Origin of the sequence: Leisingera sp. ANG-M7 (assembly GCF_000813965.1) — a bacterium.
In the GTDB taxonomy this organism is placed as follows: domain Bacteria; phylum Pseudomonadota; class Alphaproteobacteria; order Rhodobacterales; family Rhodobacteraceae; genus Leisingera.
Window position 1 is genome coordinate 121,068 of sequence record NZ_JWLI01000007.1, and the last position, 22,223, is coordinate 143,290.

Here is a 22,223-nt window from a genome sequence, read left to right on the forward strand (position 1 = left end):
AGGGCTAGAAAAATTGAGGCTCAGACATGGCTGTTTCCCCGCCCCCTGCCCAATCGCTGCCGCTGACCGCCCTGCGTGCCTTTGAGGCCGCCGCGCGGCTGGGCGGTTTCTCTGCCGCCGCGCAGGAGCTGGGCGTAACCCCAGGTGCGGTCTCAGCCCAGATCAAATCGCTGGAGGACGCGCTTCAAGCGCAGCTGTTCCATCGCCGCCCCAAGCAGGTGACGCTGACGCCGCTGGGCGCACGGGTGCTGCCGGAATTCTCCGCCGCCTTTGACCAATTGAACGCCGCCACCCGGTTCCTGCGCGAGGAGGCCCAGCCCAGCACCGTGCATATCGCCACCCTGCCCGCCATTGCCCAGTTCTGGCTGTCGCCGCGCCTGCCTGCCTTGCGCGCTGCGATGCCGGAGATGGCGGTTTCGGTCACTGCCGCCGAGGAGCCGCCGAACCTCAAACGCACGCCCTATGACCTGTGCCTGTTCTACGGCGGCGATCTGGGGGAGGTGATCGAGCAGGACGTGATCTTCCCCGTCTGCGCCCCCGCGCTGGCAGGGAAGCTGCGCACGCCAGCGGATCTGCAGAACGTGCCCTGCCTGTCAGACGCTGTCTGGGCGCAGGACTGGGAGCACTGGCTGCAGGCCGCCTGCACCGGCGAGGTTCTGCATCTAAGGGGCCCGGAGTATTCGCTCTACTCGCTGGCGGTGGAGGAGGCCGTCAATGGCGCAGGGGTGCTGATCGGCCACCGGGTTCTGGTTGCACCGCTGTTGGACAGCGGTAGGCTGGTGGCGCCGTTTGCGGTCAAAGCAGAGCTGCCGCGCGCGCTGCGCCTGTGGAGCCTGCGCCCCTCCGGCCCGCGCAGCCCGGCAGCACGGGTGGCGCGCTGGCTGGCGGAAAACGGTTAGAGAGAACGCGGATTAAGCTGGGTCAGCCGAGGAAGCCGCCGTCACTGTCGTCGCCCGCCTCTTCCATCAGGCGGCGCATGTCAGGCACGGTCACATGCCGCTTGCCTTCCAGCTCGATGATGCCGTCGCGTTTCAGGGCCGAGATCTGGCGGCTCACGGTTTCCAGCGTCAGACCCAGGTAGTCGGCCATTGCCTCGCGGGTCAGTGGCAGGTCGAACACCATCCGGTTGGTGGCGCCGCCCGGTGTCAGCGTGGCATCACGCCGCGCAATGATGGCCAAAAGGCTGGCGATCTTCTCGCGCGCAGTCTTGCGGCCCAGAACCAGCATCCACTCGCGCGCAGCGTCGAGTTCGTCCAGGGTCATTTCCAGCAGACGATGGGCAATATGCGGAGTGCGCTCCATGAGTTCTTCGAACGGCTTCTTGCGGAAACAGCACATTACCACGTCGGTGGTCGCCGCCACATCATATGCCGCGCCCTCACGCCCCGGACGGCCGACAAAATCGCTGGGAAGCAACAGGCCCACCATCTGGGTGCGCCCGTCCTCCATCGTTTGGGTCAGGGAGGCGATGCCAGAGACCACAGAACCCACAAAGTTCATCACGTCGCCGGACCAGATGATCGGCTGGCCGGCCTCATAGGTGCGGTAGTATTTGATCGCATCCAGTTCCTCCAGCTCATCCGCGTTGCAGCGCGCGCAAACGGCACGGTGGCGGATCGGGCAGTCACCGCATCTGGAATGGGAAAGGACTGGAGCGTTCATACGTTGGTCCGGTTTGATCTGGGTCAAGGCTCAGGTTCGCGGGTTCCCATAACGGTAATTGAATGGAACAGAAAGCTCAATTGGCCGAACTTGGTTTGTTTGACGCCAAAGTGCCGCGCTATACCAGCTACCCGACCGCGCCGCACTTTGGCAAAGAGACTGATTCCGCGCAGTTTTCCAGTTGGATTTCAAATATTTCACCGGGCAGCAGCATTTCGCTGTACATGCATGTGCCGTTCTGCCGCAGATTGTGCTGGTTCTGCGCCTGCCGCACGCAGGGCACCCATTCCGATGCCCCGGTGGAGGCCTATGTTCAGGTTCTTAAAGCCGAAATTGCGCTTTTGAAAGCGCAGCTGCCCGAGGGCATCACCCTGTCGCGCCTGCATTGGGGCGGCGGCACCCCAACCTTGCTGAGTGCCGATCTGATCCGCGATCTGGCAGGCACAATCACTGAGGCGTTTCCCCTGGCGCCGCGGGCAGAGTTCTCGGTCGAGATCGACCCGAACGAGATCGGGGACCGGCGGCTGGACGCGCTGGCCGAGGCAGGCATGAACCGCGCCTCTGTGGGCGTGCAGGATTTCGACAGCACCATCCAGCAGGCGATCGGCCGCATCCAGAGCTTCGAGGCCACGCGCGCCGCCATTGAGCAGCTGCGCGCGCATGGGATCCGCAGCCTCAATGCCGATATCCTTTATGGCCTGCCGCATCAGACGCCGGCGATCATGACCGAAAGCGTGCAGAAGCTGCTGTCGCTGACACCGGACCGTGTGGCAGTCTACGGCTATGCCCATGTGCCCTGGATGGCCGGGCGCCAAAGCATGATCCGCTCTGATGCGCTGCCGACGCCGGAGGCGCGGCTGGAGCTGTTCGAGACCGCCCGCCAGCTGTTCCAGTGGGACGGCTACCGGGAGATCGGCATTGACCACTTCGCGCGGCCCCATGACGGGCTGGCAGTGGCGCAGCAAACCGGGCGCCTGCGCCGCAACTTCCAAGGCTACACCGACGATCCAGCAGAGGTGCTGATCGGCATCGGCGCCTCGGCCATTTCGCGGTTCCCGCAAGGCTATGCGCAGAACGCGCCTGCGACCTCGGCCTATGTGCGCGCAATCCGCAACGGCCAATTCGCCACCGCCCGAGGCCATGCCTTTGGCGGCGAGGACCTGCTCAGGGCGCGGCTGATCGAAGCGCTGATGTGCGATTTCCGCATCTGCCGCGAAGAGATCCTGTCGCGCTTTGCCGTCACCGAGGCAAATCTGGACCGGCTGTTTGCAGAGGCCAGCGCAGCCTTTCCGGGGATGCTGGAGGTTTCCGCCAAAGGGTTGAAAATCCGCGAGGAAGCCCGCCCGCTGACCCGGATGATCGCCCGCAGCTTTGACGCCTACGAGCTGAGCCACTCAGGCCACAGCACCGCCATCTGAGGCGGTCTTTCGAACACGGAAGCCTCCCGCACGCCGCCGTCCAACGGGAGCATTTGCCGGTTTTCCAGACAAAAGATATAGGTCAGCCGTCCTGACCAAATGTTTCGCGCGCCAAACATTTGGTCAAACGCGCTGCCGCAACTTCTGGGCGTTGCGTAAGCTGCGAACGCATAGATGCTGCAAAGCCTGACAGAGCGTTAACCCGGACGGGTCAACCGGCGGCGGCCAGCAGCCTGCGGGTGTAGTCTGCCTGCGGGTTGGCAAACAGCTCCCCTGCCGCGCCGGTCTCCACCACGTCGCCCTGATTCATCACCACCACCTGATGCGACATCGCCCGCACCACGTTGAGGTCGTGGGAGATGAACAGATAGGCGAGCCCGTAGCGCGTCTGTAGATCGCGCAAAAGTTCGACAATCTGCACCTGCACCGTCATGTCCAGCGCCGAGGTCGGCTCGTCCAGCACCACCAGTTTCGGGCGCAGCACCATGGCGCGGGCAATCGCAATCCGCTGGCGCTGGCCGCCCGAGAACTCATGCGGGTAGCGGTCCATCGCTGCCGGGTCGAGGCCCACTTCCGTCATCACCTCTGCCACCAGTTCGCGGCTATCGCGGTGCTGATCGACCTTGTGGATGGCGAGGCCCTCGGAAATGATCTGAGCGCAGGTCATCCGCGGGCTGAGAGAGCCGAACGGGTCCTGGAACACGATCTGCATGTCCTTGCGCAGCGCACGCAGGTCGCGGGTGGACCATTTGCGCAGGTCCTGGCCTTGAAATTCAACTGCGCCCTCGGACGCGATCAGCCGCATGATGGCGAGCGCCAGGGTGGTCTTGCCGGAGCCGCTCTCCCCCACGATGCCCAGGGTCTCCCCTGCCCGCACGGAGATCGACATCGGGTTCACCGCCTTCACATGCCCGACGGTGCGTTTCAGAAGGCCGCGCTGGATCGGGAACCAGACCTTGAGGTCTTTGGCGGCCACCAATTCCTGCGCGTCAGCCGGCACCGGTTGAGGTTGGCCGGAGGGTTCTGCCGCCAGCAGTTTCTGCGTGTAGGGGTGCTGCGGGTTGGCAAAGATTTCGGCTGCTGGGCCTTCTTCGACGATCTCGCCGCTATTCATCACGCAGACCCGGTCGGCGATGCGGCGCACGATTCCGAGATCATGAGTGATGAACAGCAGCCCCATGCCCTCGCTTTCCTTGAGATCGGCCAGCAGGTCGAGGATCTGCGCCTGGATGGTCACATCGAGCGCCGTGGTCGGCTCATCGGCGATCAGGATATCGGGTTTGTTGGCCAGTGCCATGGCGATCATCACCCGCTGCCGCTGCCCGCCCGAGAGCTGATGCGGGTAGGAGGTCAGGCGGCTTTCGGCGTCGCGGATGCCGACCTTCTCCAAGAGCTCCAGGATACGCGCGCGGGCGGATTTGCCGGTCAGCCCCTGGTGCAGCGCCAGGGATTCCTCCAGCTGGCGTTCAATGGTGTGCAGCGGATTGAGCGAGGTCATCGGCTCCTGGAAGATGAAGCTGATGTCATTGCCGCGCACCTGCATCAGGTGGCGCTCGCTGGCGCCGACCATTTCGGTGCCGTCATAGGTGACGGAACCGCTCACCATGGCGCTGTCGCCCAGGAGGGACACGGTGGAGAGCGCCGAGACCGATTTTCCGGAGCCGCTTTCACCCACCAGCGCCACGGTTTCGCCACGGCCGACGGAGAAAGATACGCCACGCACGGCCTCTGTCACCTTCCCGTCCTGGCGAAAGGAGACGCGGAGGTTCTGGACGTTCAGGAGGGGGGAGGTTTTGGTCATTGTTTTTCCCCTTGCGGCACCACAATGAGGGCAGTGCCCGTCCGAGGGCGGAAACGAAGTGCCCGCCCGTGGGGGCGGACGGACACTGCCCGGCGTCCCGCCGGGCGATGCATTTCAAACAAGTCTGAGCCGGTCATGAAAACGTCTTCCGCGGATCAAAGGCATCGCGCACGCCCTCAAAGATGAAGATCAAGAGCGACAGCATGATGGCAAAGGTGAAAAAGGCCGTGAAGGCAAGCCAGGGCGCCTCCAGGTTCTGCTTTGCCTGCAGCGTCAGCTCGCCCAAAGACGGCGCCGAGGACGGCAGGCCGAAGCCAAGGAAGTCGAGACCCGCCAGCAGGCCGATGGTGCCGGTAATGATGAAGGGCAGCATGGTCAGCGTCGCCACCATCGCGTTGGGCAGCATGTGGCGGAACATGATGGTCAGGTTGCCGACCCCCAGCGCCTTGGCGGCGCGCACGTATTCCAGGTTGCGGGCGCGCAGGAACTCGGCCCGTACCACTCCGACCAGCGCGGTCCAGCCAAAGAGCACCATCAGGAGCACCAGCAGCCAGAAGCTGCGGCCCAGGATCGCGAACATGATGATGATGACATAGAGCGAGTTCACCGAGCCCCAGACCTCAATCACCCGCTGAAAGACCAGGTCCGTCAGGCCGCCAAAATAGCCCTGCACCGCGCCGGCCAGAATGCCAATGAGGCTGGCGGCGCCGGTCACCATCAGGGTGAACAGGATCGACAGGCGGAAGCCGTAGATCACCCGCGCCAGCACGTCGCGCTTGGTATCATCGGTGCCCAGGAGGTTCAGCCCGCCAGGCGGCAGTGGTGCGGCGCCGGGGCGGTCGACGGTGGTGTTGAAGCTGTAGGGGATCGGCGGCCACAGGGTCCAGCCTTCGTGAAAATCATCTGCTGCATAGGTGCCAGCGGCGATTTCTTCAAGGATGGTATCCGGCTCATCAAAGCAGTCCTCCACCCCGCCGGAGCGGATCAGGCATTCGACCTCCGGATCGGAATAGACGGCCTCTGTCTGGAAGTCGCCGCCGAATTCGGTCTCCGGGTAGAACTTGAACACCGGCGCGTAGACCTCGCCACGGTAGCTCACGAGGATCGGCTTGTCGTTGGCGATGAATTCGGCGAACAGCGACAGGCCGAACAGCACCGCAAAGATCCAAAGCGACCAGTAGGCGCGGCGGTTACGGCAGAAGTTGCGCCAGCGGCGCTGGTTCAGGGGGGAGAGCGCCATGGATCAGCCCTCCCGCTTTTCAAAGTCGATGCGCGGGTCGACCACCACATACATCAGGTCGGAGATGATGCCGACCACCAGCCCCATCAGGCCGAAGATATACATGGTGCCGAACATCACCGGGTAGTCGCGCGCCACCGCGGCCTCAAACCCCAGCCGGCCGAGGCCATCGAGCGAGAAGATCGTCTCGATGATCAGGGAGCCTGCGAAGAACACCCCGATGAACACCGCCGGGAAACCCGCGATGACGATCAGCATCGCGTTTCGGAACACATGGCCGTAGAGGACCCGGTTCTCGCTGAGGCCCTTGGCGCGGGCGGTCATGACGTATTGCTTCTTGATCTCGTCGAGAAAGGAGTTCTTGGTCAGCAGGGTCAGCGTCGCAAAGGCCGCAATGGTGGAGGCGGTGACCGGCAGGGCGATGTGCCAGAAATAGTCCATGACCCTGCCAAGCAGGCTGAGACTTTCCCAATTGTCGGACGTCAGGCCGCGCAGGGGGAAGATCTGCCAGTAGGAGCCGCCGGCAAAGAGCACCAGCAGCATGATGGCAAACAGGAAGCCAGGGATCGCATAGGCCGCAATGATCACACCGCTGGTCCAGGTGTCGAACGGCGAGCCATCGCGCATCGCCTTGCGGATGCCCATCGGGATCGAGATCAGATAGGCAATCAGCGTTGACCACAGGCCGAGCGAGATTGAGACCGGCATTTTCTCCAGCACCAGGTCGGTGACATCGATCTTGCGGAAATAGCTCTCGCCGAAATCAAAGCGCGCATAGTTGCCGAGCATGGTCAGGAAGCGTTCCAAGGGCGGCTTGTCGAGGCCGAACTGTTCTTCCAGCTCCTTGATCAGCTCCGGCGGCAGGCCCTGGCGGCCGGCGTAATTCTCGTTAGCGCTGATCGCCTCTGTGCCGGCATCGCCGCCGCCGCCGGCAAAGCCCTCGAACACGTCGCCGCCGCCTTCAAGCTGGGCGATGATCTGCTCGACGGGACCACCGGGCACGAATTGCACAAGGGCGAAGTTCACCACCAGGATGCCAAACAGGGTCGGGATCACCAGCAGCAGGCGCCGGAGGATATAGGCTGCCATCTCAGGTCCCTTACCGCAGCGCGCCGGCGGATTTGAGCTCCGCCTCACGCGCTGCATCAATCCACCACAGGTCCAGAAGGCCGGTGTCATAGGGCGGCAGGTTTTCCGGCTGGCGGTACATATCCCAATAGGCGATCCAGTTCACATCCAGATACCAGGTCGGCACCACAAACCGCTTGGCCCGCAGCACCCGGTCCAGCGCGCGGGCGTTGGCGCGCAGCTCTTCCTGGGTCTTGGCATCGACAATATTGCCGATCAGTGCATCCACCGCCGGGTCGGCCAGGCCTGCCGGGTTGAACACCGAATACTCATGCGCCTCGGACCCGAAATACTGGTAGAGGCCGGTCGAAGGCTCCAGCGACATCGGATAGGCGGAGGAGATCATGTCGAACTCCTTCTCGCGGCGGCGGCTGGTGTACTGGGCATAATCGACCCGGTTCAGCACTGCATCCACCCCCATGGTGCGCAGGTTGGCGACATAGGGCTGCACGATGCGTTCGATGGTCGGGCTGTCGGCCAGAAATTCAACCTTCAGCGGCTCGCCTTGCGCGTTGCGGCGCATGCCGTCGCCGCCGACGGCCCAGCCGGCCTCATCCAAGAGCTTCATCGCCCGGCGCAGGTTCTTGCGGTCTCCCGGGCGCGACGCCTTGGAGGCATGGGCCATCACCGGTTGCTCAGTCAGGATGGACGGGCTGATCTGGTCGCCCAACGCCTCCAGCACCTCCTTTTCGCGGCCTTCGGGCAGGCCTTCGGCCGCCAGCGGCGAATCCTGCCAGAAGGAGGAGCGGTGGCGGAACAGCCCGTATTGCAGGCTTTCGTTGGTCCATTCGAAATTGAACGCCAGCTGCATCGCCTCACGGACGCGGATGTCCTGGAACTTGGGTTTCAGCAGGTTCATCACAAATCCGCTGGCGGCCGGCACATTGCCGTCCGGGAATTCTCCCTTGATCACATGCCCCAAGTCGACTGCGGCAAATTCATAGTTGGTGGCCCAGTTCTTGGAGTTGTTTTCGGGGCGCAGTGTATAGACGCCAGCCTTAAAGCCTTCCATCGCAGCCACATCATCGCCGAAATATTCGACCCGGATGCGGTCATAGTTGTGGCGGCCCACGTTCACGTTCAGGTGCTTGCCCCAGTAGTCCGGGTTGCGCCTGTAGACGATGCGCTGGTTCACATCGGCGCTTTCCAGCACATAAGGCCCGGAGCCGATGCCGGGATCCAAGCGCGGCTGGTCGATGCGGCGGTTTTCCGGATCTGCCTCGAACCAGGCCTTGGAAAAAACCGAGGTGCCGCCGACCTGGGTGATCATCGCCCGGCGCGGGAAATCCGGGGAGAAGTAGAACTTCACCCGGTGCGGCCCCAGCGCCTCCGCCTTGGGAATGCGTTTGCGCACCGCTTCGGCGTAGGATTTCAGTCCCTGCTCCAGCAGGATGTTGTGGGAGAACACCACATCATCCGCGGTGACCGGGCTGCCGTCAGAAAACTTTGCCTCGGGGCGCAGGTTGAAGATCACCCAATCCTGGCTTTCGGGGTATTCAAGGCTTTCGGCGATCAGGCCGTAGTAGGACCCGGGCTCATCATAGGAGTCCACCAGAAGGCTTTCGAACTGGGCCGAGGACAGCGCCCCAGCCCGGCCCTTGCGGGTATAGGGGTTCATGCTGTCGAAGGTGCCGACGGCAGAAATCGACAATTCGCCCCCTTTGGGCGCATCAGGATTCACGTAATCGAAATGGTCAAAGCCTTGCGGGTATTTCAGCTCTCCGAACTCGGCAAAGCCATGCGCCTTGATGATGGCCTCTTCCGCCCGCGCCAGCGTGGCCGCGGCCAATGCCAGGATCAAGCCGAGCGCAAGCGCGGCGGCGGCCTGCAGCGGGTTCACTCTGTCCTTCGCGCGCACGCGCGCTGCAGCTTTGGCGATGTTCATCTGCCATGACCTCCTGTGCCCGGAACTTTGGCCCGGGTTTTCGCCCCCAAGCTAATGTCCGGGGGCGGTAACATTCAAGTTGAGATTGGGTGATCAAACGCCTGATCTGGGCATAAAGCAGCCCAAACAAGGGCCTGCGCGCCGCGGCGCTTGCCCGAAATATAATTGCCTGCCAGCCTCATATCACGATTGCGTTATGAAACGAGGGAGTTTGCGATGCTGAAGTCAATGAGATTTGCCGCCCTTGCGGTTGCCGGGGCCGCTGCACTGAGCGCCTGCGCCCAGCAGGAAGAGGAAGTCGTCTACACCAGTCCGGAAGAGGCATACTGCGTGCAGACCGGCGGCACATATGTGCTGCGCAGCGGCAAGGCGGGCACCATCGGCGTCTGCATCCTGCCCGACGGCACAGAGCGCGACGCGCTGGCCTACTACCGTGAGAACAACCCGGCCTGATCAGGCCGCCCGCGGCACACCACTCACGCGAACATCAAAAAAGCCGCTGCAAACCGCAGCGGCTTTTTCACTTGGATAGCTGGGACAGCGGTCCGGCTTAGCCGTCCAGGCTGTCCAGATAGGCGATGAGGTTCACCCGGTCGGTCTGCTTTTTCAGGCCTGAGAACGACATGGTGGTGCCGGAGGCATAGGCCGACGGCTTGGCCAGGAAGGCGTCCAGCTCTTCCGGGGTCCAGGCCTTATCGGCCAGGCCGGTCAGAGCGCCGGAATAACCGAAGCCGGAAGCAGAGGCGATGTCACGGCCAACCACACCGTACAGATACGGGCCGGTTGCGTTGGCGCCGTCTTCCAGCTTGTGGCAGGCGGAGCATTTCTTGAATACCTTGGCGCCTTTGGCGGCGTCGGCAGAGGCCATCAGCTCTTCGAAGCTGACTTCCGGCTCGTCGCTGCCGGCATCTTCGGCCGAGGCAACTTCGATCACATAGGAAGCCTCACCGTGGCTGTCCATGTGATACAGTACTTCTGCGCCCCATTTGCCCAGAAGGAATACCAGGAACGCGCCGCAGATGCCTGCGGTCGCTTTGGTGAGGGTCATCGTGTCAAACATGATCGCGAGTCCATTTAGCTGTCTGCAGGGGTGTCTAAGGCTTCCCCTCCCAAGTGGCAAGGTATAGACAGCGCGACGAAACGCCCAATTCTTGAAGTTTTGCACGGGGAACACACCCATGAGCCGCAAAATCGCCATTCAGGGGGAGCTTGGCTCCTACAGCCACGAGGCCTGCCGCATTGCACGCCCGGGCATGGAGGTGCTGCCCTGCCGCACGTTCGAGGAGATTCTGGAGGCGGTGCGCAGCGGCGAGGCAGAGCAGGCGATGCTGCCAGTGGAGAACTCCACCTACGGCCGCGTGGCCGACAGCCACCGGCTGCTGCCGCACAGCGGGTTGCACATCATCGACGAGGCTTTTGTGCGGGTTCATATCAACCTGCTGGCGGTGCCGGGGGCGAAGCTGGAGGATATCCGCGAGGCGCATTCGCATCTGGTGCTGCTGCCGCAATGCGGAACCTTCCTGCGCGAGCACGGCATCCGCGGCCGCGTTAGCCCCGACAACGCCCGCGCCGCGCGCGACGTGGCTGAGGCCGGAGACATCCACTCCGCCGCGCTGGCCAGCGAATTGGCGGGCGAGATCTACGGGCTGGACGTGCTGGCCCGCCATATCGAGGACAACGGCGACAACACCACCCGCTTCCTGATCATGGCGAAGGACATCGATTACACCCGCCGCGGTGCCCACAACATGATCACCAGCTTCGTGTTCCAGGTGCGCAACATCCCGGCGGCGCTGTATAAGGCGATGGGCGGTTTTGCCACCAACGGCATCAACATGACCAAGCTGGAAAGCTATATGGTGGACGGCTCGTTTACCGCCACTCAGTTCTATGCCGATATCGAAGGCCACCCGGATGATGCCAATGTGCAGCTGGCAATGGATGAGCTGAGCTATTTCACCACCAATGTGGAAATCCTCGGCGTCTACCCGGCGGACAACGGCCGGTTCTGACAGGGAAGAAGGCAGGCAGGGGCGTTGCCCCTCTTGGCCCCACGGCCAATTCACCCCAGGGTATTTTCCAGCCAGATGAAGCGACAGCCCCCGCCACGCGCCAGCGTGGCGCCCGGCCCAACGGCGCGACGCAATCTTTGATTGCACCAGAGCGGGCGGGAGCAATCCCGTTCAGGCTGAATTATGCGGAGGGGGGGGTAAGTGAGAGGCTGGACATCGACCCAAGCGGGGCTCGTTGTGGCTGCTTCCTTCCGGACCTGACCAGGTTGGCGAGGCGCCTGCCCGCGCCAACCTCTCGAATCCTGATATAAGGACCGCCGCGGTGATTGGCAAGAGCAGCTGCAGCACCGCTGTTGGATGCCTAAAGCTGCAGCTCCAGCTCCCAGAAACCGCTGCTGTTGAAACCGCGCGGCTCGGCCAGCCCGGCGGGCAGCTCCTGAAGATGCTCCGCCGCTCCGGGGCCCGTCACAGCCACGGCGCTGGTGCCCGGTACCGGTGCCAGCTGCCAGGGATAAGGCATCTCTGCCAGCGGTTCCGGCGGCAAACGCCCGGCGATATAGTCGCGGATCGCCTGGCGGATGCGGACAGGCGGCAGCGGCAGCGCTTCCGCCTCCTCGAGCATCCGGAACCGGCCGCCGCCGCTGACCCGGTAGCTGTTGAGCGCAACCGCAAAGCGCTGACCAGGATCAACCGGACGGCCCTGCCAGCGCAGATCCGTGATCCGCCGGGCTGCAGGATTGAGAAGCTCCCCTGATGCTGAATACCGCGGCGGCTGGGAGACATCGATCCGGTAGCTAAGGCCGAAGATCACATCGAAGTTGTGCCCGGCCCGCAGCGGATCGGTCAGCCGCTGGCCGGAGCTGCCTGGCGCAACCCGGTTGAACAGTCCGGCTGACATTTCCAGCCAGTCCCGCAGCTGTGCGCCAGTGACGGCCACCGCCCGTAATTCATTCGGGAAGACCTGCAAATCGGCAATATGGCGGGCACAAAGCTCGCCCGCCGCAATGTCGGTATAGGACTGCGGCCCGGAACGGCCGCCGAATTTGCCCGGTGAGGCCGCCGATAGCAGCGGCAGGCCTACGGCATCAGTGCCGCGCAGCAGCACCCGCGCCGCGGCGGCTTGGGCGCAGGCAGCCAGGGTCAGGCCACGGTCCGGGGCAAAAAATGTGAAGTAGGAATGCATAGCTACCGGGCTGTGGCCAGCCGGCTCCTGCATCCGTTCTTGTGTGCGGGCATGATCCTCTGCCAGCGCCCGAACCAGGGCCGGATCTTCTGCCGCCAGAGATTGCACCGCGCCGCGCCCGCCCGGCATGGCAACCGGCCGCAAGCAGGCCGAGCCGCCCGACATCTGCCAGCCTCTACCAGTGTATTCCAGTTCCAGCCGGATCACTCCCAGATGCGATCCATGGGCACCGGGCATCACCACCGGCTTGGCAAAGGAGTGGTCAGGGTGCGGCAATGTCAGGTGGGTGTGTCCGCCGACCACTACGTCGATCTCCGTGAGGACGGCCAAGTCTTTCAGAGCATTTTCGCTGCGGTCACCGCCCGCGGCTGCCAGCCCGGTATGCGCCAGCGCCAGTATCAGATCGCAGCCTTCCGCCTTCAGTTGCCGCGCCTTCTTTGCTGCGGCTTCAATAATACCAGCAGCCCGCAGCTGCCCCTCCAGCGCCTGCCGGCACCAGGCCAGCGTCTGCGGCGGCAGCACAGAAATCACCCCGATCCGCACCGGCGGCAGGTTCGGGCAACAAGGCACCTTCTGCTCCAGCACCGCAGAGGGCGCAAATGGCAGCACGCGGTCAGGATCAACCGCTGACAGGTTAGAGCACAGCACCGGACAGGGCGCGTCCTTCAGCACATTCGCCAGCGCCTCCAGCCCGGAATCGAAATCGTGATTGCCAAGACCGGCGGCGTCATATTCCAGAACCTGAAATGCGCGCATCAGCGGATGCGGACCGGACGCCCGCGGCAGGACATCTCCCAGCGGTGCCCCCTGCAAACCGTCGCCATTGTCGACAAGGACACAGGCCGCCCCCTGCTGCGCGGCTTCAGCACGCGCCTGGGAAATCAGGGTCGCCACCCGCGACAGCCCAATGGCCGGGTCCGGCCGGTTGGCGTAGTAATCATGGCTCAGCAGATTGCAATGCAGGTCCGTGGTGGCCAGCACATGCAATTCCCCGGCACTTCGGGCCTTGGAGGCCGCCGCCCCGCCTGTCATGTCCGAAATACTGCTGACACCGCCTGCCCGCTGCTCCTCTTGCACCATTCGGCGCCATTTTTGTTTCGCGTTATTTGAATCAGCGTTTCTACGATTTGCAAAGGATCCTTTGCAGTGCGTGTTAACTTTTTCACACGCGTCTTGCGCTGCCCCCCTGTTACGCCCTGCTCCGCTGCGAAATGACCCTACGTCAGCCGTGCCAGGTGTGGCCGCATGGCGACAGGCAAGCGCGGATCGTGCCCGAATGCTGGCAACGGCTGCGGCACACTGTCATGGATTGCCGCATTTCCCCGTTGAGCGCGGCCCGAAATCCGCCAGTCATAGGAGAATTGCCATGAGACGCGCGGAACAGGTGACCTTCGGCGGCGGCGGCGGACTTGAGCGCGCCGCGCATTTGCGCAGCGATGCGGCGGCGCTGACGGAGGCCTGGAAGAGCTCTGAGGCGCAGGTTCTGCTGATGTGGCGGGGCAAGCCGCTCACTCGGCGCAAAGCAGAGGCGGACCTGCCCTGCGGCCTGGCTTGGACCGCGCCCGCGCATCCGCTGGCGGCGGACCGCAAGGGTGACGCCATTTACCTGGGCCAGGCCACCGGCGGCACGCATTGCTTTGCCTGCGACATCAGTGACTGGCAGCCGCAGGACCTGGACCGGGAAGCGCTCAACAGCTTTGCCGACGCCAGCGAGCAGCAGCACCCGGACCTACCGGACACACACATCTTTGCAGAGCTGCGCCGGATCATGACTTGCCTCACCCCGCTGGAGGCGGAACTGGCCGCCACTGCCAAGGCGCTGCTGGCCTGGCACCGCAGTCACCGGTTCTGCGCCTGCTGCGGCTCCCCCAGCGATCCGGCGCAGGCGGGGTGGCAGCGGCTGTGCCCGGCCTGCAAGGCTCCGCATTTCCCGCGCACCGACCCGGTGGTGATCATGCTGATCACCCATGGCGACAGCGTCCTGATGGGCCGCTCCCCCGGCTGGCCGGAGGGGATGTATTCGCTGCTCGCGGGCTTTGTCGAACCGGGTGAGACGCTGGAGGCCGCCGTGCGCCGCGAAGTGCTGGAGGAGACCGGCGTGCAGGTCGGCGCTGTCAGCTACCTGTCCAGCCAGCCCTGGGCCTTCCCGATGTCGCTGATGTTCGGCTGCGCTGGCGAGGCGCTGAGCCGCGAGATCACCATCGACCCCGAGGAGATCGAGGATGCGCTGTGGGTCAGCCGTCAGGAGATGATGACCGTCTTTGCCGGCGAACATCCGGTTTTGAAGCCCGCGCGCAAAGGCGCGATTGCGCAGTTTTTGATCAAGAACTGGCTTGCGGACACGCTGGACTAAAGCGCATATTTGCCGGAAACGGCGCAGACCCCAAGCCGCAAACGAGGCAGGCGAACATGGAATTTCACAGCAAAGAAGACATCGATGCCCCGATTGCCGAGGTGTTCGGTGCGATCTCGGATTTCGCCATGCTGGAGCGGTCCGCCCTGCGGCGCGGCATTGAGCTGCAGCGCAGCGGTGATCTGGCCCGCCCCGAAGACGGCCTCGCCTGGGACCTTGCCTTCCGCTTCCGGGGCAAGCCGCGCGAGATCAAGCTGACGATGGCCTCCTACTCGCCTCCGTCGGGCATAGTGCTGGAGGGCAGCGGCAGCGGTATTGACGGGCGGACGGAGGTTGAGCTGCTGGCGCTGTCGCCGCAGCGGACCCGGATGTCGGTGCGGCTCAAACTGTCGCCGACCTCTCTGACCGGCCGGCTCCTGGTGCAATCGCTGAAACTGGCACGCAGCAATCTGAACCGCCGTTTCAAGCTGCGGCTGGCGGATTACGCCCGCATCACCGAAGAGCGTCTGAGCCGGTCCGCCTGAACCAGGCAGCCTGAGCCCGCCTTCCGGAAAGCCTCCGCGCAAATTCTAGAACTGCGGCACCAGCCGCGGCCACAGCGCGGAATTGGCGCGGGCAAAGGCGCCAAGGTGGCCGATTTTCCGCAGGCCCGCCTGTTGCGGGTCCAGCACCTCGCGGCGCTGCAGCACACTCCCAAAGGCATCGCCCAGCCGCCAGACCGCCGCAGGCGGCACCACATCGTCATCTTTCATTGCAAACAGATCCACAGGGATGCCGGTTTCCGCCCAGCGCGGCTGCGGCAGGCCCCGCCCCGCTTCCGGCAAGTAACTGCCCGGGGTGGTGCACCAGCGCCGCCACTGCCAGTAGACACCTGCCGGCAAGTCGGCCCCGAACCCCACCGCGCGCCCGGGCAGATAGCCCAGGGCACGGACCAGCGCCGGCACATGGCCGAACCAGAAGGCCAGTGCCAGCGCACGGTAGGGCCAGGGATGATCGTGGTGATGCACCAAGCCGCCCGCAACCACGATCATGCGGGCGACGTCCGTCAGGCCTTCCTGCAGGGGCATCAGCATCGCCCCCAGAGAATGGCCAATAACCAGCAGCGGCACACCCGCATAGTGCCGCTGCATTTCCTGGCGGGCGGCCGGCTGATCCGCCAGCGCCCACTCGGCCATAGTGGCCTGTGACCGGCGCGGGTGCATGCACGCCGAGGCCCCGAAATCCCGGTAGTCATAAGTGAGGCAGGCCATCTGCCGTTCTGCCGCCAGCCAGCGTGCGAAATGCCGGTAATAGCCCTGCGGCACCCCTGTTGCGCCATTCAGCACCACCGCTGCCTTGACCGGTGCCGCCGGATGATAGAGCCGCCCGGCCAGTTCTGCCTCACCGGCGGCAAAGCGCACGTCCTCCACCCGGACTTCCGCGGCGTGTTCTGCATGGCTGTCGAGCATGGCACCCTCCTAGACCGATTGGTCTATTCCACCTCTGGACCAATCGGTCTAATGCTGTCAACCTGCCGTCATGACTGACGTGACGACACCCCAGCCCGACCCGGACAGCCCCATCCCGACCCGCGAGCGGCTGCTGCGGGCGGCGGCCGGCCTGTTCCGCAACAAGGGCTACAGCGGCACCGGCCTGGCCGAACTGCTGGCCGCGGCGGAGGCGCCCAAAGGATCGCTCTACCATCATTTCCCGAACGGTAAATCCGATCTGGCGCTGGCTGCGGCGGATTGGGCGTCGGAGCAGATGCGGCAGGTGATTGCAGTGTCTTTTGACCCCGCCCCCAGTTTTCAGGAAGGTGCCAAAACCGTCTGCTACAAACTGGCCAAGCTGTTCGACCTGCAAGGGAAATGGAGCGGCTGCCCGGTTTCGGCCACGCTGTTCGAGGGGCCGGAGAATGAGGCCTTTCACCAGCACGCCGCCAAGCTTTTCGAGGGCTGGATCACGGAGACCGCACAGCACGCCGAGCGCCTGGGGCTGCCCAGGGATGAGGCCCGCGCAGCGGCGGAAAATTTCTATATCCTGCTGCAGGGCGGCTGGCAGCTGGCGCGGGTGCGGCGGGACTCGGACGTGATCCGAGGACTGCACCTGCAGCTGCGCGCACCTGTGCAGACGCAGAAAAACATTTGACGACTCAGGGATCCAGCCGCTACCGCTTGTGTTGATGGTTCCCGTGCCACAGAATCTTGTGTCCGGGATGAAAAGGGAACACGGTGCGGCCTCGCCCAGCGCAAGGCCAATTCCGCGACTGCCCCCGCAACTGTAAGCGGCGAGCGACCCCGATAGAGCCACTGGCCCGAATGGGCCGGGAAGGATCGGGAAAGCTGCGACCCGCAAGTCAGGAGACCTGCCATCGGATATGAAACTCGAACCCGGGCGGGGTGTCCGGACAGGGTCTGATGGCACCGCGGGCTTTCCGCTTTCTCATCCGGTCTCTTGTCCCCAAGACCCCCGCACCACGCGCGGAGGGCGCAAACATGATGTGGACGGACAAGACGCATTTCTATGCGGCAACGGATTGCAAATACCTCGGGAAACCTTGCCCGGCAGCAGAGCGGATGATCGCCAAGCTGGCTGAGGCGATGACCAAGGCCAAGCCGCTGACCCAGGAGGATTTCGAAATCACCGGCACCAGCAAGCTGGACGGCTGCCCGCGCAACTGCCCGGCGCAGTTCGTGGCCAGCCACGACCGGATCCGGCTGTTCTGCGGTGTCGGGGAAGAGGCCCCGCGTGACGGGCTGGACCGGTTTGCCGATGCGATTCTCAGCCGCGACGGCACCGGCTTTGCGGCCTCCAAACTGGACGCCCGCCCCTGTGCGCTGATGGAGGCGCTGCCGAAAACGGCAGAGGCACGTCAGGCGGAGCAGATGCTGGCGCTTTAAGCCGGCAAGCCAAGCGCAGCAAAACGGAACGGCAGGCCTGATGGGGCTGCCGACTTATTGCGGCCGCAGCCCTGCCGGACGCCCCGCGTAGGCCCATTCCAGCTGCGCCTGCGTTTCCACAGCGCAAGGGCGCACAGTGCGCAGCCTTGCCAGCGCCTGTGCGGAGTCTTCGCCGCTTTCGATCATCAGCCGCAGCACCGCCATGCCGGAGCGGCCGCAGCCGCCCTTGCAATGGACCAGCACCCGGCCGCCGCCCTCCAGCGCCATCCGCGCCGAGGCGCTTGCCTTGGGCCATTTCGCCGCCACCTGCCGCGACGGCACGTCGAAATCCGGCACCGGCAGATGGATCCAACGGCTGGCCATGCTCTGGATATCGCAGCCGAGCCGGTGGCTGCCGGCCGCCGCGTGTTCGTCTGCCGTGGTCATGGAGATCACCAGTCCGGGCTTCCAGGCGTTGATCCGGCCCATGTCGCCAGCATAGTCGCCGCCCTTGCCCGGCAAGGGGCACAGCGCCAGCCTCCCGCCCGCGACGGGCACCTCGTATATGGAAATATTCACTGCCACAGGCATCTCCTGCGCCGCAGTCCCAGAGACTTCGTCAGATCGCATGCCGCCTCCTCGCGTTGCGTTCCAATTCCCACTCCCGCCCAGGGTCTTGCAAGGTGATTCTAACCGCCAAAGCCGCCGAATCCAAAACCTTTTCTTGGCCGGCTGGCACCTGCCCATCAGCGGTGGACGAACCGGCTGCGCTTCAATACCCTGCGCGCAACGCGGGACGCCCGCACATCGAATCCGGCACGAGACATCATGAACGATACCCCCAGCGGCACCACCGGCAGCACCGGCCAATCCCAATACCAGGTTCTGGCCCGCAAATACCGGCCTGAGACCTTTGCCGATCTGGTGGGTCAGGACGCCATGGTGCGGACGCTGAAGAACGCCTTTGCCGCTGACCGGATTGCCCAGGCCTTCATCATGACCGGCATCCGCGGCACCGGTAAGACCACTACCGCGCGGATCATCGCAAAAGGCATGAACTGCGTCGGCGAGGACGGTCAGGGCGGCCCTACCACCGACCCTTGCGGCAAATGCGAGCATTGCACGGCGATCATGGAAGGCCGCCATGTGGACGTGATGGAGATGGACGCGGCCTCGCGCACCGGTGTGAACGACATCCGCGAGATCATTGATTCAGTCCAGTACCGCGCCGCCTCGGCCCGCTACAAAATCTACATCATCGACGAAGTCCACATGCTGTCGACCAGCGCGTTCAACGCACTGCTGAAAACGCTGGAGGAACCGCCCGCGCATGTGAAATTCATCTTCGCCACCACCGAGATCCGCAAGGTGCCGGTGACGGTGCTGTCGCGCTGCCAGCGTTTCGACCTGCGCCGGATCGAGCCGGAGGTGATGATTGCCCTTCTGCGCAAGATCGCCACAGCCGAAGGCGCCGAGATAGCCGAGGACGCGCTGGCGCTGATCACCCGCGCCGCCGAGGGCTCCGCGCGGGATGCGACCTCGCTCTTGGATCAGGCGATTTCCCACGGCGCCGGTGAGACCACTGCCGATCAGGTCCGCGCTATGCTGGGCCTTGCCGACCGCGGCCGCGTCCTGGACCTGATGGACATGATCCTGCGCGGCGACGCGGCGGCGGCGCTGACAGAACTCAGCGGCCAGTATGCCGAGGGCGCCGACCCGCTGGCGGTGCTGCGCGATCTGGCGGAGATCACCCATTGGGTCTCGGTGGTGAAGATCACCCCTGACGCCGCCGAGGACCCCACCGTCAGCCCGGACGAGCGCGCCCGCGGCAAGGCGATGGCGGATGCGCTGGCGATGCGCGTCCTGACCCGCATGTGGCAGATGCTGCTGAAGGCGCTGGAGGAAGTGGCCGCCGCGCCGAACGCAATGATGGCCGCGGAAATGGCGGTGATCCGGCTGACCCATGTGGCCGACCTGCCCTCCCCTGAGGAGCTGATCCGCAAGCTGCAGGACACGCCCCCTCCGCCGCCCCCCGGTCCAGGCGGCCCTGGCGGCGGCATGCAAATGCAAGGTATGGGCGCCCAGGCGCTTGGCGGTGCTGCACCGCAAGGCGGCCCGGCAGGCGGCGCATCCGGCGGCGCACCTGTGGCCCATGGTGGCGGCGGCACGGTAACGGCGCTGGCGCCGCAGGTCAGCTCCGCCCTCGCCCGCTATCCGTCTTTTGAACACGTGGTGGAACTGATCCGCACCAACCGCGACGTCAAGCTGCTGGTCGAGGTCGAAACCGGCGTGCGGCTGGTCTCCTACCAGCCGGGCCGGATCGAGTTCACCCCCTCTGCCCAGGCGCCGCGCGACCTGGCCGCCCGGCTTGGCTCAGCGCTGCAGAACTGGACCGGCGCCCGCTGGGTAGTCTCCATCGCGCCGGACGGCGATGCCGCAACCATTGCCGAGATCCGCGATGCGGCTGAGAACGCCCTGCGTGAAGAGGCGACTGCGCATCCGCTGGTGCAAGCCGTTTTAGAGAACTTCCCCAAGGCCAAAATCACCCGCATACGCACACCGGAGGAACTGGCCGCCGAAGTTGCCGCCGAAGCCCTGCCCGAGGTGGAGGACGAATGGGACCCCTTCGAAGACGGCTGACGGCGGGCCTGGCGGCCCTCTTGTTCACAATGCCGGCCACCGCCTTTGCCACCACTTGCTTTGACACAGGGGAAGCACAAGACAGCGCATGGGATGTCCTTGTGCGGCTCTCGTCCAAACCTGTTGCATTGGCCCTCTTCGCCCTCGCCGGATTCGCACTCTATAGCGGAAAGCGACTGCCGTTTTCACTCGCGGGCGCGCTGTGGGGCCTTCTGGCCTTCGTCATAGCCGTAGATAACCACGAGCTTTTCTTCGACGATAAGAAAGCCTTGGGCATAATCGAAGACTGCACCGCCTCCCCCCACTTGTTCATCGCGCTTGCAATTGCGATATGTGCGGGGATGACTTACGGCGCCCTGCGCCCCCGCACTTAGGAGAAGACAGATGCTCAAAGGCCTCGGCGGTCTTGGCGACATGGCCAAGATGATGAAATCGGCACAGGAACTGCAGACCAAGATGGCGCAGATGCAGGAAGACCTGCACAACGTCATGGTGACCGGCGAGGCCGGCGCGGGCCTGGTCAAGGCAACCGCCTCTGCCAAAGGCGACCTGAAAGCGCTGGACATCGACCCCTCGATCTTCAACGGCGACGACAAGGAAGTGGTCGAGGACCTGATCCTGGCCGCCATCAAAGACGCCCAGGCAAAGGCCGCGGAAAAGGCGCAGGACGAAATGGCCAAGCTGACCGAAAGCATGGGCCTGCCCAAAGACATCAAGCTGCCGTTCTAAGAACCGGCAAGCTGAATGCAAAAAAGGCGGCCCGTCTGGTGCCGCCTTTTTCTTTGCCTGCCTCATCCAGTCTCCAGCCGGAACTTCAAGAAACGCTGCCCCTCGTATTGCACCGCCCCGGTCTGCACCGCCCCAAGCCGCATCAGCGGCCGCAGATGGCGTCGGGTCGGCGGCAGCAGGAAGGTGACAAAGGGAATGCGCGGATCCTGGCGGGCAAACGCCAGTGCCTTGCGCGCAATGGCGGGGCCAAGGCCAAAACAGTCCGCCCGCAGCACCAGCCCGAAATCCCACTCTGCGCCTTCTTTCTGGAACCCACCCCAGCCGAGGTAATCCTCACCGTGCAAGAAAGCCCAATGGCCCAGCCCGTCGCGCTGCCAGCGGGCTTCCTTGGCGGCCACGAAATCCCTGGCAGCGGCCTCATCCCACGCGCCTGTCAGCAACGGCATATGCGCCGCCATCCGCGGGTCTGACATGTGGCGGGCAATCTCCTGCGGCGGCACCTCTGTCAGCCGGGCAAAACGCAGCCGGGGAGATTTTCCTGCTTCCCGCCATGTGCCGCTAGCCATCCCGAACCCTCCGCCGTTTCAGGCTAGGCATACCCCCGGCACGCAGCAAAACAAACCCCGAACATTTTGCTGCCCTGCCCTTGCACTTCCCTGTCCCGATCAGCCTATATGGCTGGGAAGCAAAGGGCCCAAGGCATGATCAAGAACTCCACCAGCGATATTGAAGACCTGATTGCCCTGATGGCCAAGCTGCCGGGACTGGGGCCGCGCTCGGCGCGCCGCGCGGTACTGCATCTGATCCGCAAGCGGGCGCTGCTGCTGACGCCCCTGGCCGATGTGATGAGCGAGGTGGCAGCGACAGCCCGCGAATGCCTCAACTGCGGCAATGCCGGCACCAGCGAGATCTGCCCGATCTGCACCGACGAGGTGCGCGGCAACGGCGAACTGTGCGTGGTCGAGGATGTGGCCGACCTCTGGGCGATGGAGCGCTCAGGCGTGTTCAAGGGCCGCTACCATGTGCTCGGCGGCACGCTCTCGGCGCTGGATGCGGTGGGACCTGAGGATCTGCGCATCCCGCGGCTGATCGACCGGGTCGCCACCGAAGGCATCAGTGAAGTGATCCTGGCGCTGAATGCCACCATCGACGGCCAGACCACGGCGCATTACATCGCCGATCAGCTGCAGGGACAGGTGAAGCTGACCTCATTGGCGCAGGGCGTGCCGATCGGCGGGGAGCTAGATTACCTCGATGACGGCACCATCTCCGCCGCGATGCAGGCGCGCAAGGAAATCTGACGCCGCGGCCGGG

At 64.4% G+C, this 22,223-nt stretch carries 21 protein-coding genes, 1 other RNA gene and 1 riboswitch; of the genes, 11 read left to right on the forward strand and 11 right to left on the reverse strand.

The window, feature by feature from the left end; all coding sequences use genetic code 11:
* Positions 1-26: 26 nt before the first annotated feature.
* On the forward strand, positions 27-899 hold the full coding sequence (locus RA26_RS10570; RefSeq protein ID WP_039183618.1) for a LysR family transcriptional regulator: 873 nt from the start codon (positions 27-29) through the stop codon (positions 897-899).
* Positions 900-921: 22 nt separating this feature from the next.
* Here the strand turns inward: RA26_RS10570 and fnrL are convergent, their stop codons facing one another.
* Entirely contained in the window at positions 922-1,662 is a 741-nt protein-coding gene (fnrL, locus tag RA26_RS10575; protein ID WP_039183619.1) for a transcriptional regulator FnrL, read from the reverse strand.
* Between the two features lie 62 nt (positions 1,663-1,724).
* Between fnrL and hemN the strand changes: the two genes are divergently transcribed.
* Positions 1,725-3,080: an oxygen-independent coproporphyrinogen III oxidase gene (gene hemN / locus RA26_RS10580; protein WP_039183620.1), complete on the forward strand. Its 1,356-nt coding sequence runs from the start codon at positions 1,725-1,727 to the stop codon at positions 3,078-3,080.
* Positions 3,081-3,291: 211 nt separating this feature from the next.
* Here the strand turns inward: hemN and RA26_RS10585 are convergent, their stop codons facing one another.
* The 4 genes from RA26_RS10585 to RA26_RS10600 form a co-directional block, all read right to left on the reverse strand.
* A complete protein-coding gene (locus tag RA26_RS10585; protein ID WP_039183621.1) occupies positions 3,292-4,881 on the reverse strand; it encodes an ABC transporter ATP-binding protein in 1,590 nt (529 codons plus the stop codon).
* A 133-nt stretch (positions 4,882-5,014) separates the two neighbouring features.
* Positions 5,015-6,121, reverse strand: a complete 1,107-nt coding sequence (locus RA26_RS10590; RefSeq protein ID WP_039183622.1) for an ABC transporter permease — start codon at positions 6,119-6,121, stop codon at positions 5,015-5,017.
* 3 nt (positions 6,122-6,124) lie between these two features.
* Positions 6,125-7,210 carry a microcin C ABC transporter permease YejB gene (locus RA26_RS10595; protein ID WP_039183623.1) on the reverse strand — a complete coding sequence of 362 codons (1,086 nt, stop codon included), beginning with the start codon at positions 7,208-7,210 and terminating at the stop codon, positions 6,125-6,127.
* Between the two features lie 10 nt (positions 7,211-7,220).
* Positions 7,221-9,134 (reverse strand): extracellular solute-binding protein, encoded by a 1,914-nt coding sequence (locus tag RA26_RS10600; protein ID WP_052272379.1) that lies wholly within the window; start codon positions 9,132-9,134, stop codon positions 7,221-7,223.
* A 216-nt stretch (positions 9,135-9,350) separates the two neighbouring features.
* Between RA26_RS10600 and RA26_RS10605 the strand changes: the two genes are divergently transcribed.
* Positions 9,351-9,587: a putative hemolysin gene (locus RA26_RS10605; RefSeq protein WP_039183624.1), complete on the forward strand. Its 237-nt coding sequence runs from the start codon at positions 9,351-9,353 to the stop codon at positions 9,585-9,587.
* A 97-nt stretch (positions 9,588-9,684) separates the two neighbouring features.
* On the opposite strand, the gene RA26_RS10610 is transcribed toward RA26_RS10605, so the two are convergent.
* On the reverse strand, positions 9,685-10,194 hold the full coding sequence (locus RA26_RS10610; protein WP_039183625.1) for a c-type cytochrome: 510 nt from the start codon (positions 10,192-10,194) through the stop codon (positions 9,685-9,687).
* Positions 10,195-10,312: 118 nt separating this feature from the next.
* Between RA26_RS10610 and RA26_RS10615 the strand changes: the two genes are divergently transcribed.
* Positions 10,313-11,146 (forward strand): prephenate dehydratase, encoded by an 834-nt coding sequence (locus tag RA26_RS10615; protein WP_019298220.1) that lies wholly within the window; start codon positions 10,313-10,315, stop codon positions 11,144-11,146.
* A gap of 199 nt (positions 11,147-11,345) precedes the next feature.
* On the opposite strand, the gene ffs is transcribed toward RA26_RS10615, so the two are convergent.
* Together ffs and RA26_RS10620 are read right to left on the reverse strand one after the other, a co-directional pair.
* Positions 11,346-11,444: signal recognition particle sRNA small type (ffs, locus tag RA26_RS22390), an RNA gene on the reverse strand.
* A 63-nt stretch (positions 11,445-11,507) separates the two neighbouring features.
* Entirely contained in the window at positions 11,508-13,409 is a 1,902-nt protein-coding gene (locus RA26_RS10620; RefSeq protein ID WP_241482629.1) for a 5'-nucleotidase C-terminal domain-containing protein, read from the reverse strand.
* Positions 13,410-13,695: 286 nt separating this feature from the next.
* Between RA26_RS10620 and nudC the strand changes: the two genes are divergently transcribed.
* Together nudC and RA26_RS10630 are read left to right on the forward strand one after the other, a co-directional pair.
* Positions 13,696-14,682 (forward strand): NAD(+) diphosphatase, encoded by a 987-nt coding sequence (gene nudC / locus RA26_RS10625; RefSeq protein WP_039183626.1) that lies wholly within the window; start codon positions 13,696-13,698, stop codon positions 14,680-14,682.
* A 56-nt stretch (positions 14,683-14,738) separates the two neighbouring features.
* Positions 14,739-15,206, forward strand: coding sequence for an SRPBCC family protein (locus RA26_RS10630; protein WP_039183627.1), 468 nt, complete (start codon positions 14,739-14,741; stop codon positions 15,204-15,206).
* Positions 15,207-15,251: 45 nt separating this feature from the next.
* Here RA26_RS10630 and RA26_RS10635 read toward each other — a convergent pair whose 3' ends face one another.
* Positions 15,252-16,130 carry an alpha/beta hydrolase family protein gene (locus tag RA26_RS10635; protein WP_039183628.1) on the reverse strand — a complete coding sequence of 293 codons (879 nt, stop codon included), beginning with the start codon at positions 16,128-16,130 and terminating at the stop codon, positions 15,252-15,254.
* Positions 16,131-16,200: 70 nt separating this feature from the next.
* Here RA26_RS10635 and RA26_RS10640 point away from each other — a divergent pair, with 70 nt between their 5' ends.
* Together RA26_RS10640 and RA26_RS10645 are read left to right on the forward strand one after the other, a co-directional pair.
* Complete coding sequence (locus RA26_RS10640) at positions 16,201-16,809, forward strand: TetR/AcrR family transcriptional regulator (RefSeq protein WP_039183629.1); 609 nt, start codon at positions 16,201-16,203, stop codon at positions 16,807-16,809.
* 18 nt (positions 16,810-16,827) lie between these two features.
* Positions 16,828-17,048, forward strand: a riboswitch (cobalamin riboswitch).
* A gap of 108 nt (positions 17,049-17,156) precedes the next feature.
* Positions 17,157-17,561 carry a hypothetical protein gene (locus tag RA26_RS10645; protein WP_052272394.1) on the forward strand — a complete coding sequence of 135 codons (405 nt, stop codon included), beginning with the start codon at positions 17,157-17,159 and terminating at the stop codon, positions 17,559-17,561.
* A gap of 54 nt (positions 17,562-17,615) precedes the next feature.
* Here the strand turns inward: RA26_RS10645 and RA26_RS10650 are convergent, their stop codons facing one another.
* Positions 17,616-18,131, reverse strand: coding sequence for a protein-tyrosine phosphatase family protein (locus RA26_RS10650; RefSeq protein ID WP_039183962.1), 516 nt, complete (start codon positions 18,129-18,131; stop codon positions 17,616-17,618).
* A gap of 237 nt (positions 18,132-18,368) precedes the next feature.
* Here RA26_RS10650 and RA26_RS10655 point away from each other — a divergent pair, with 237 nt between their 5' ends.
* Together RA26_RS10655 and RA26_RS10665 are read left to right on the forward strand one after the other, a co-directional pair.
* Positions 18,369-20,180 (forward strand): DNA polymerase III subunit gamma/tau, encoded by a 1,812-nt coding sequence (locus tag RA26_RS10655; RefSeq protein ID WP_039183631.1) that lies wholly within the window; start codon positions 18,369-18,371, stop codon positions 20,178-20,180.
* Positions 20,181-20,564: 384 nt separating this feature from the next.
* Positions 20,565-20,909, forward strand: a complete 345-nt coding sequence (locus RA26_RS10665; RefSeq protein WP_019298230.1) for a YbaB/EbfC family nucleoid-associated protein — start codon at positions 20,565-20,567, stop codon at positions 20,907-20,909.
* A 62-nt stretch (positions 20,910-20,971) separates the two neighbouring features.
* On the opposite strand, the gene RA26_RS10670 is transcribed toward RA26_RS10665, so the two are convergent.
* Positions 20,972-21,475, reverse strand: a complete 504-nt coding sequence (locus RA26_RS10670) for a GNAT family N-acetyltransferase (protein WP_052272380.1) — start codon at positions 21,473-21,475, stop codon at positions 20,972-20,974.
* A gap of 135 nt (positions 21,476-21,610) precedes the next feature.
* Between RA26_RS10670 and recR the strand changes: the two genes are divergently transcribed.
* Positions 21,611-22,210, forward strand: a complete 600-nt coding sequence (gene recR / locus RA26_RS10675) for a recombination mediator RecR (RefSeq protein ID WP_039183634.1) — start codon at positions 21,611-21,613, stop codon at positions 22,208-22,210.
* Positions 22,211-22,223 lie beyond the last annotated feature (13 nt).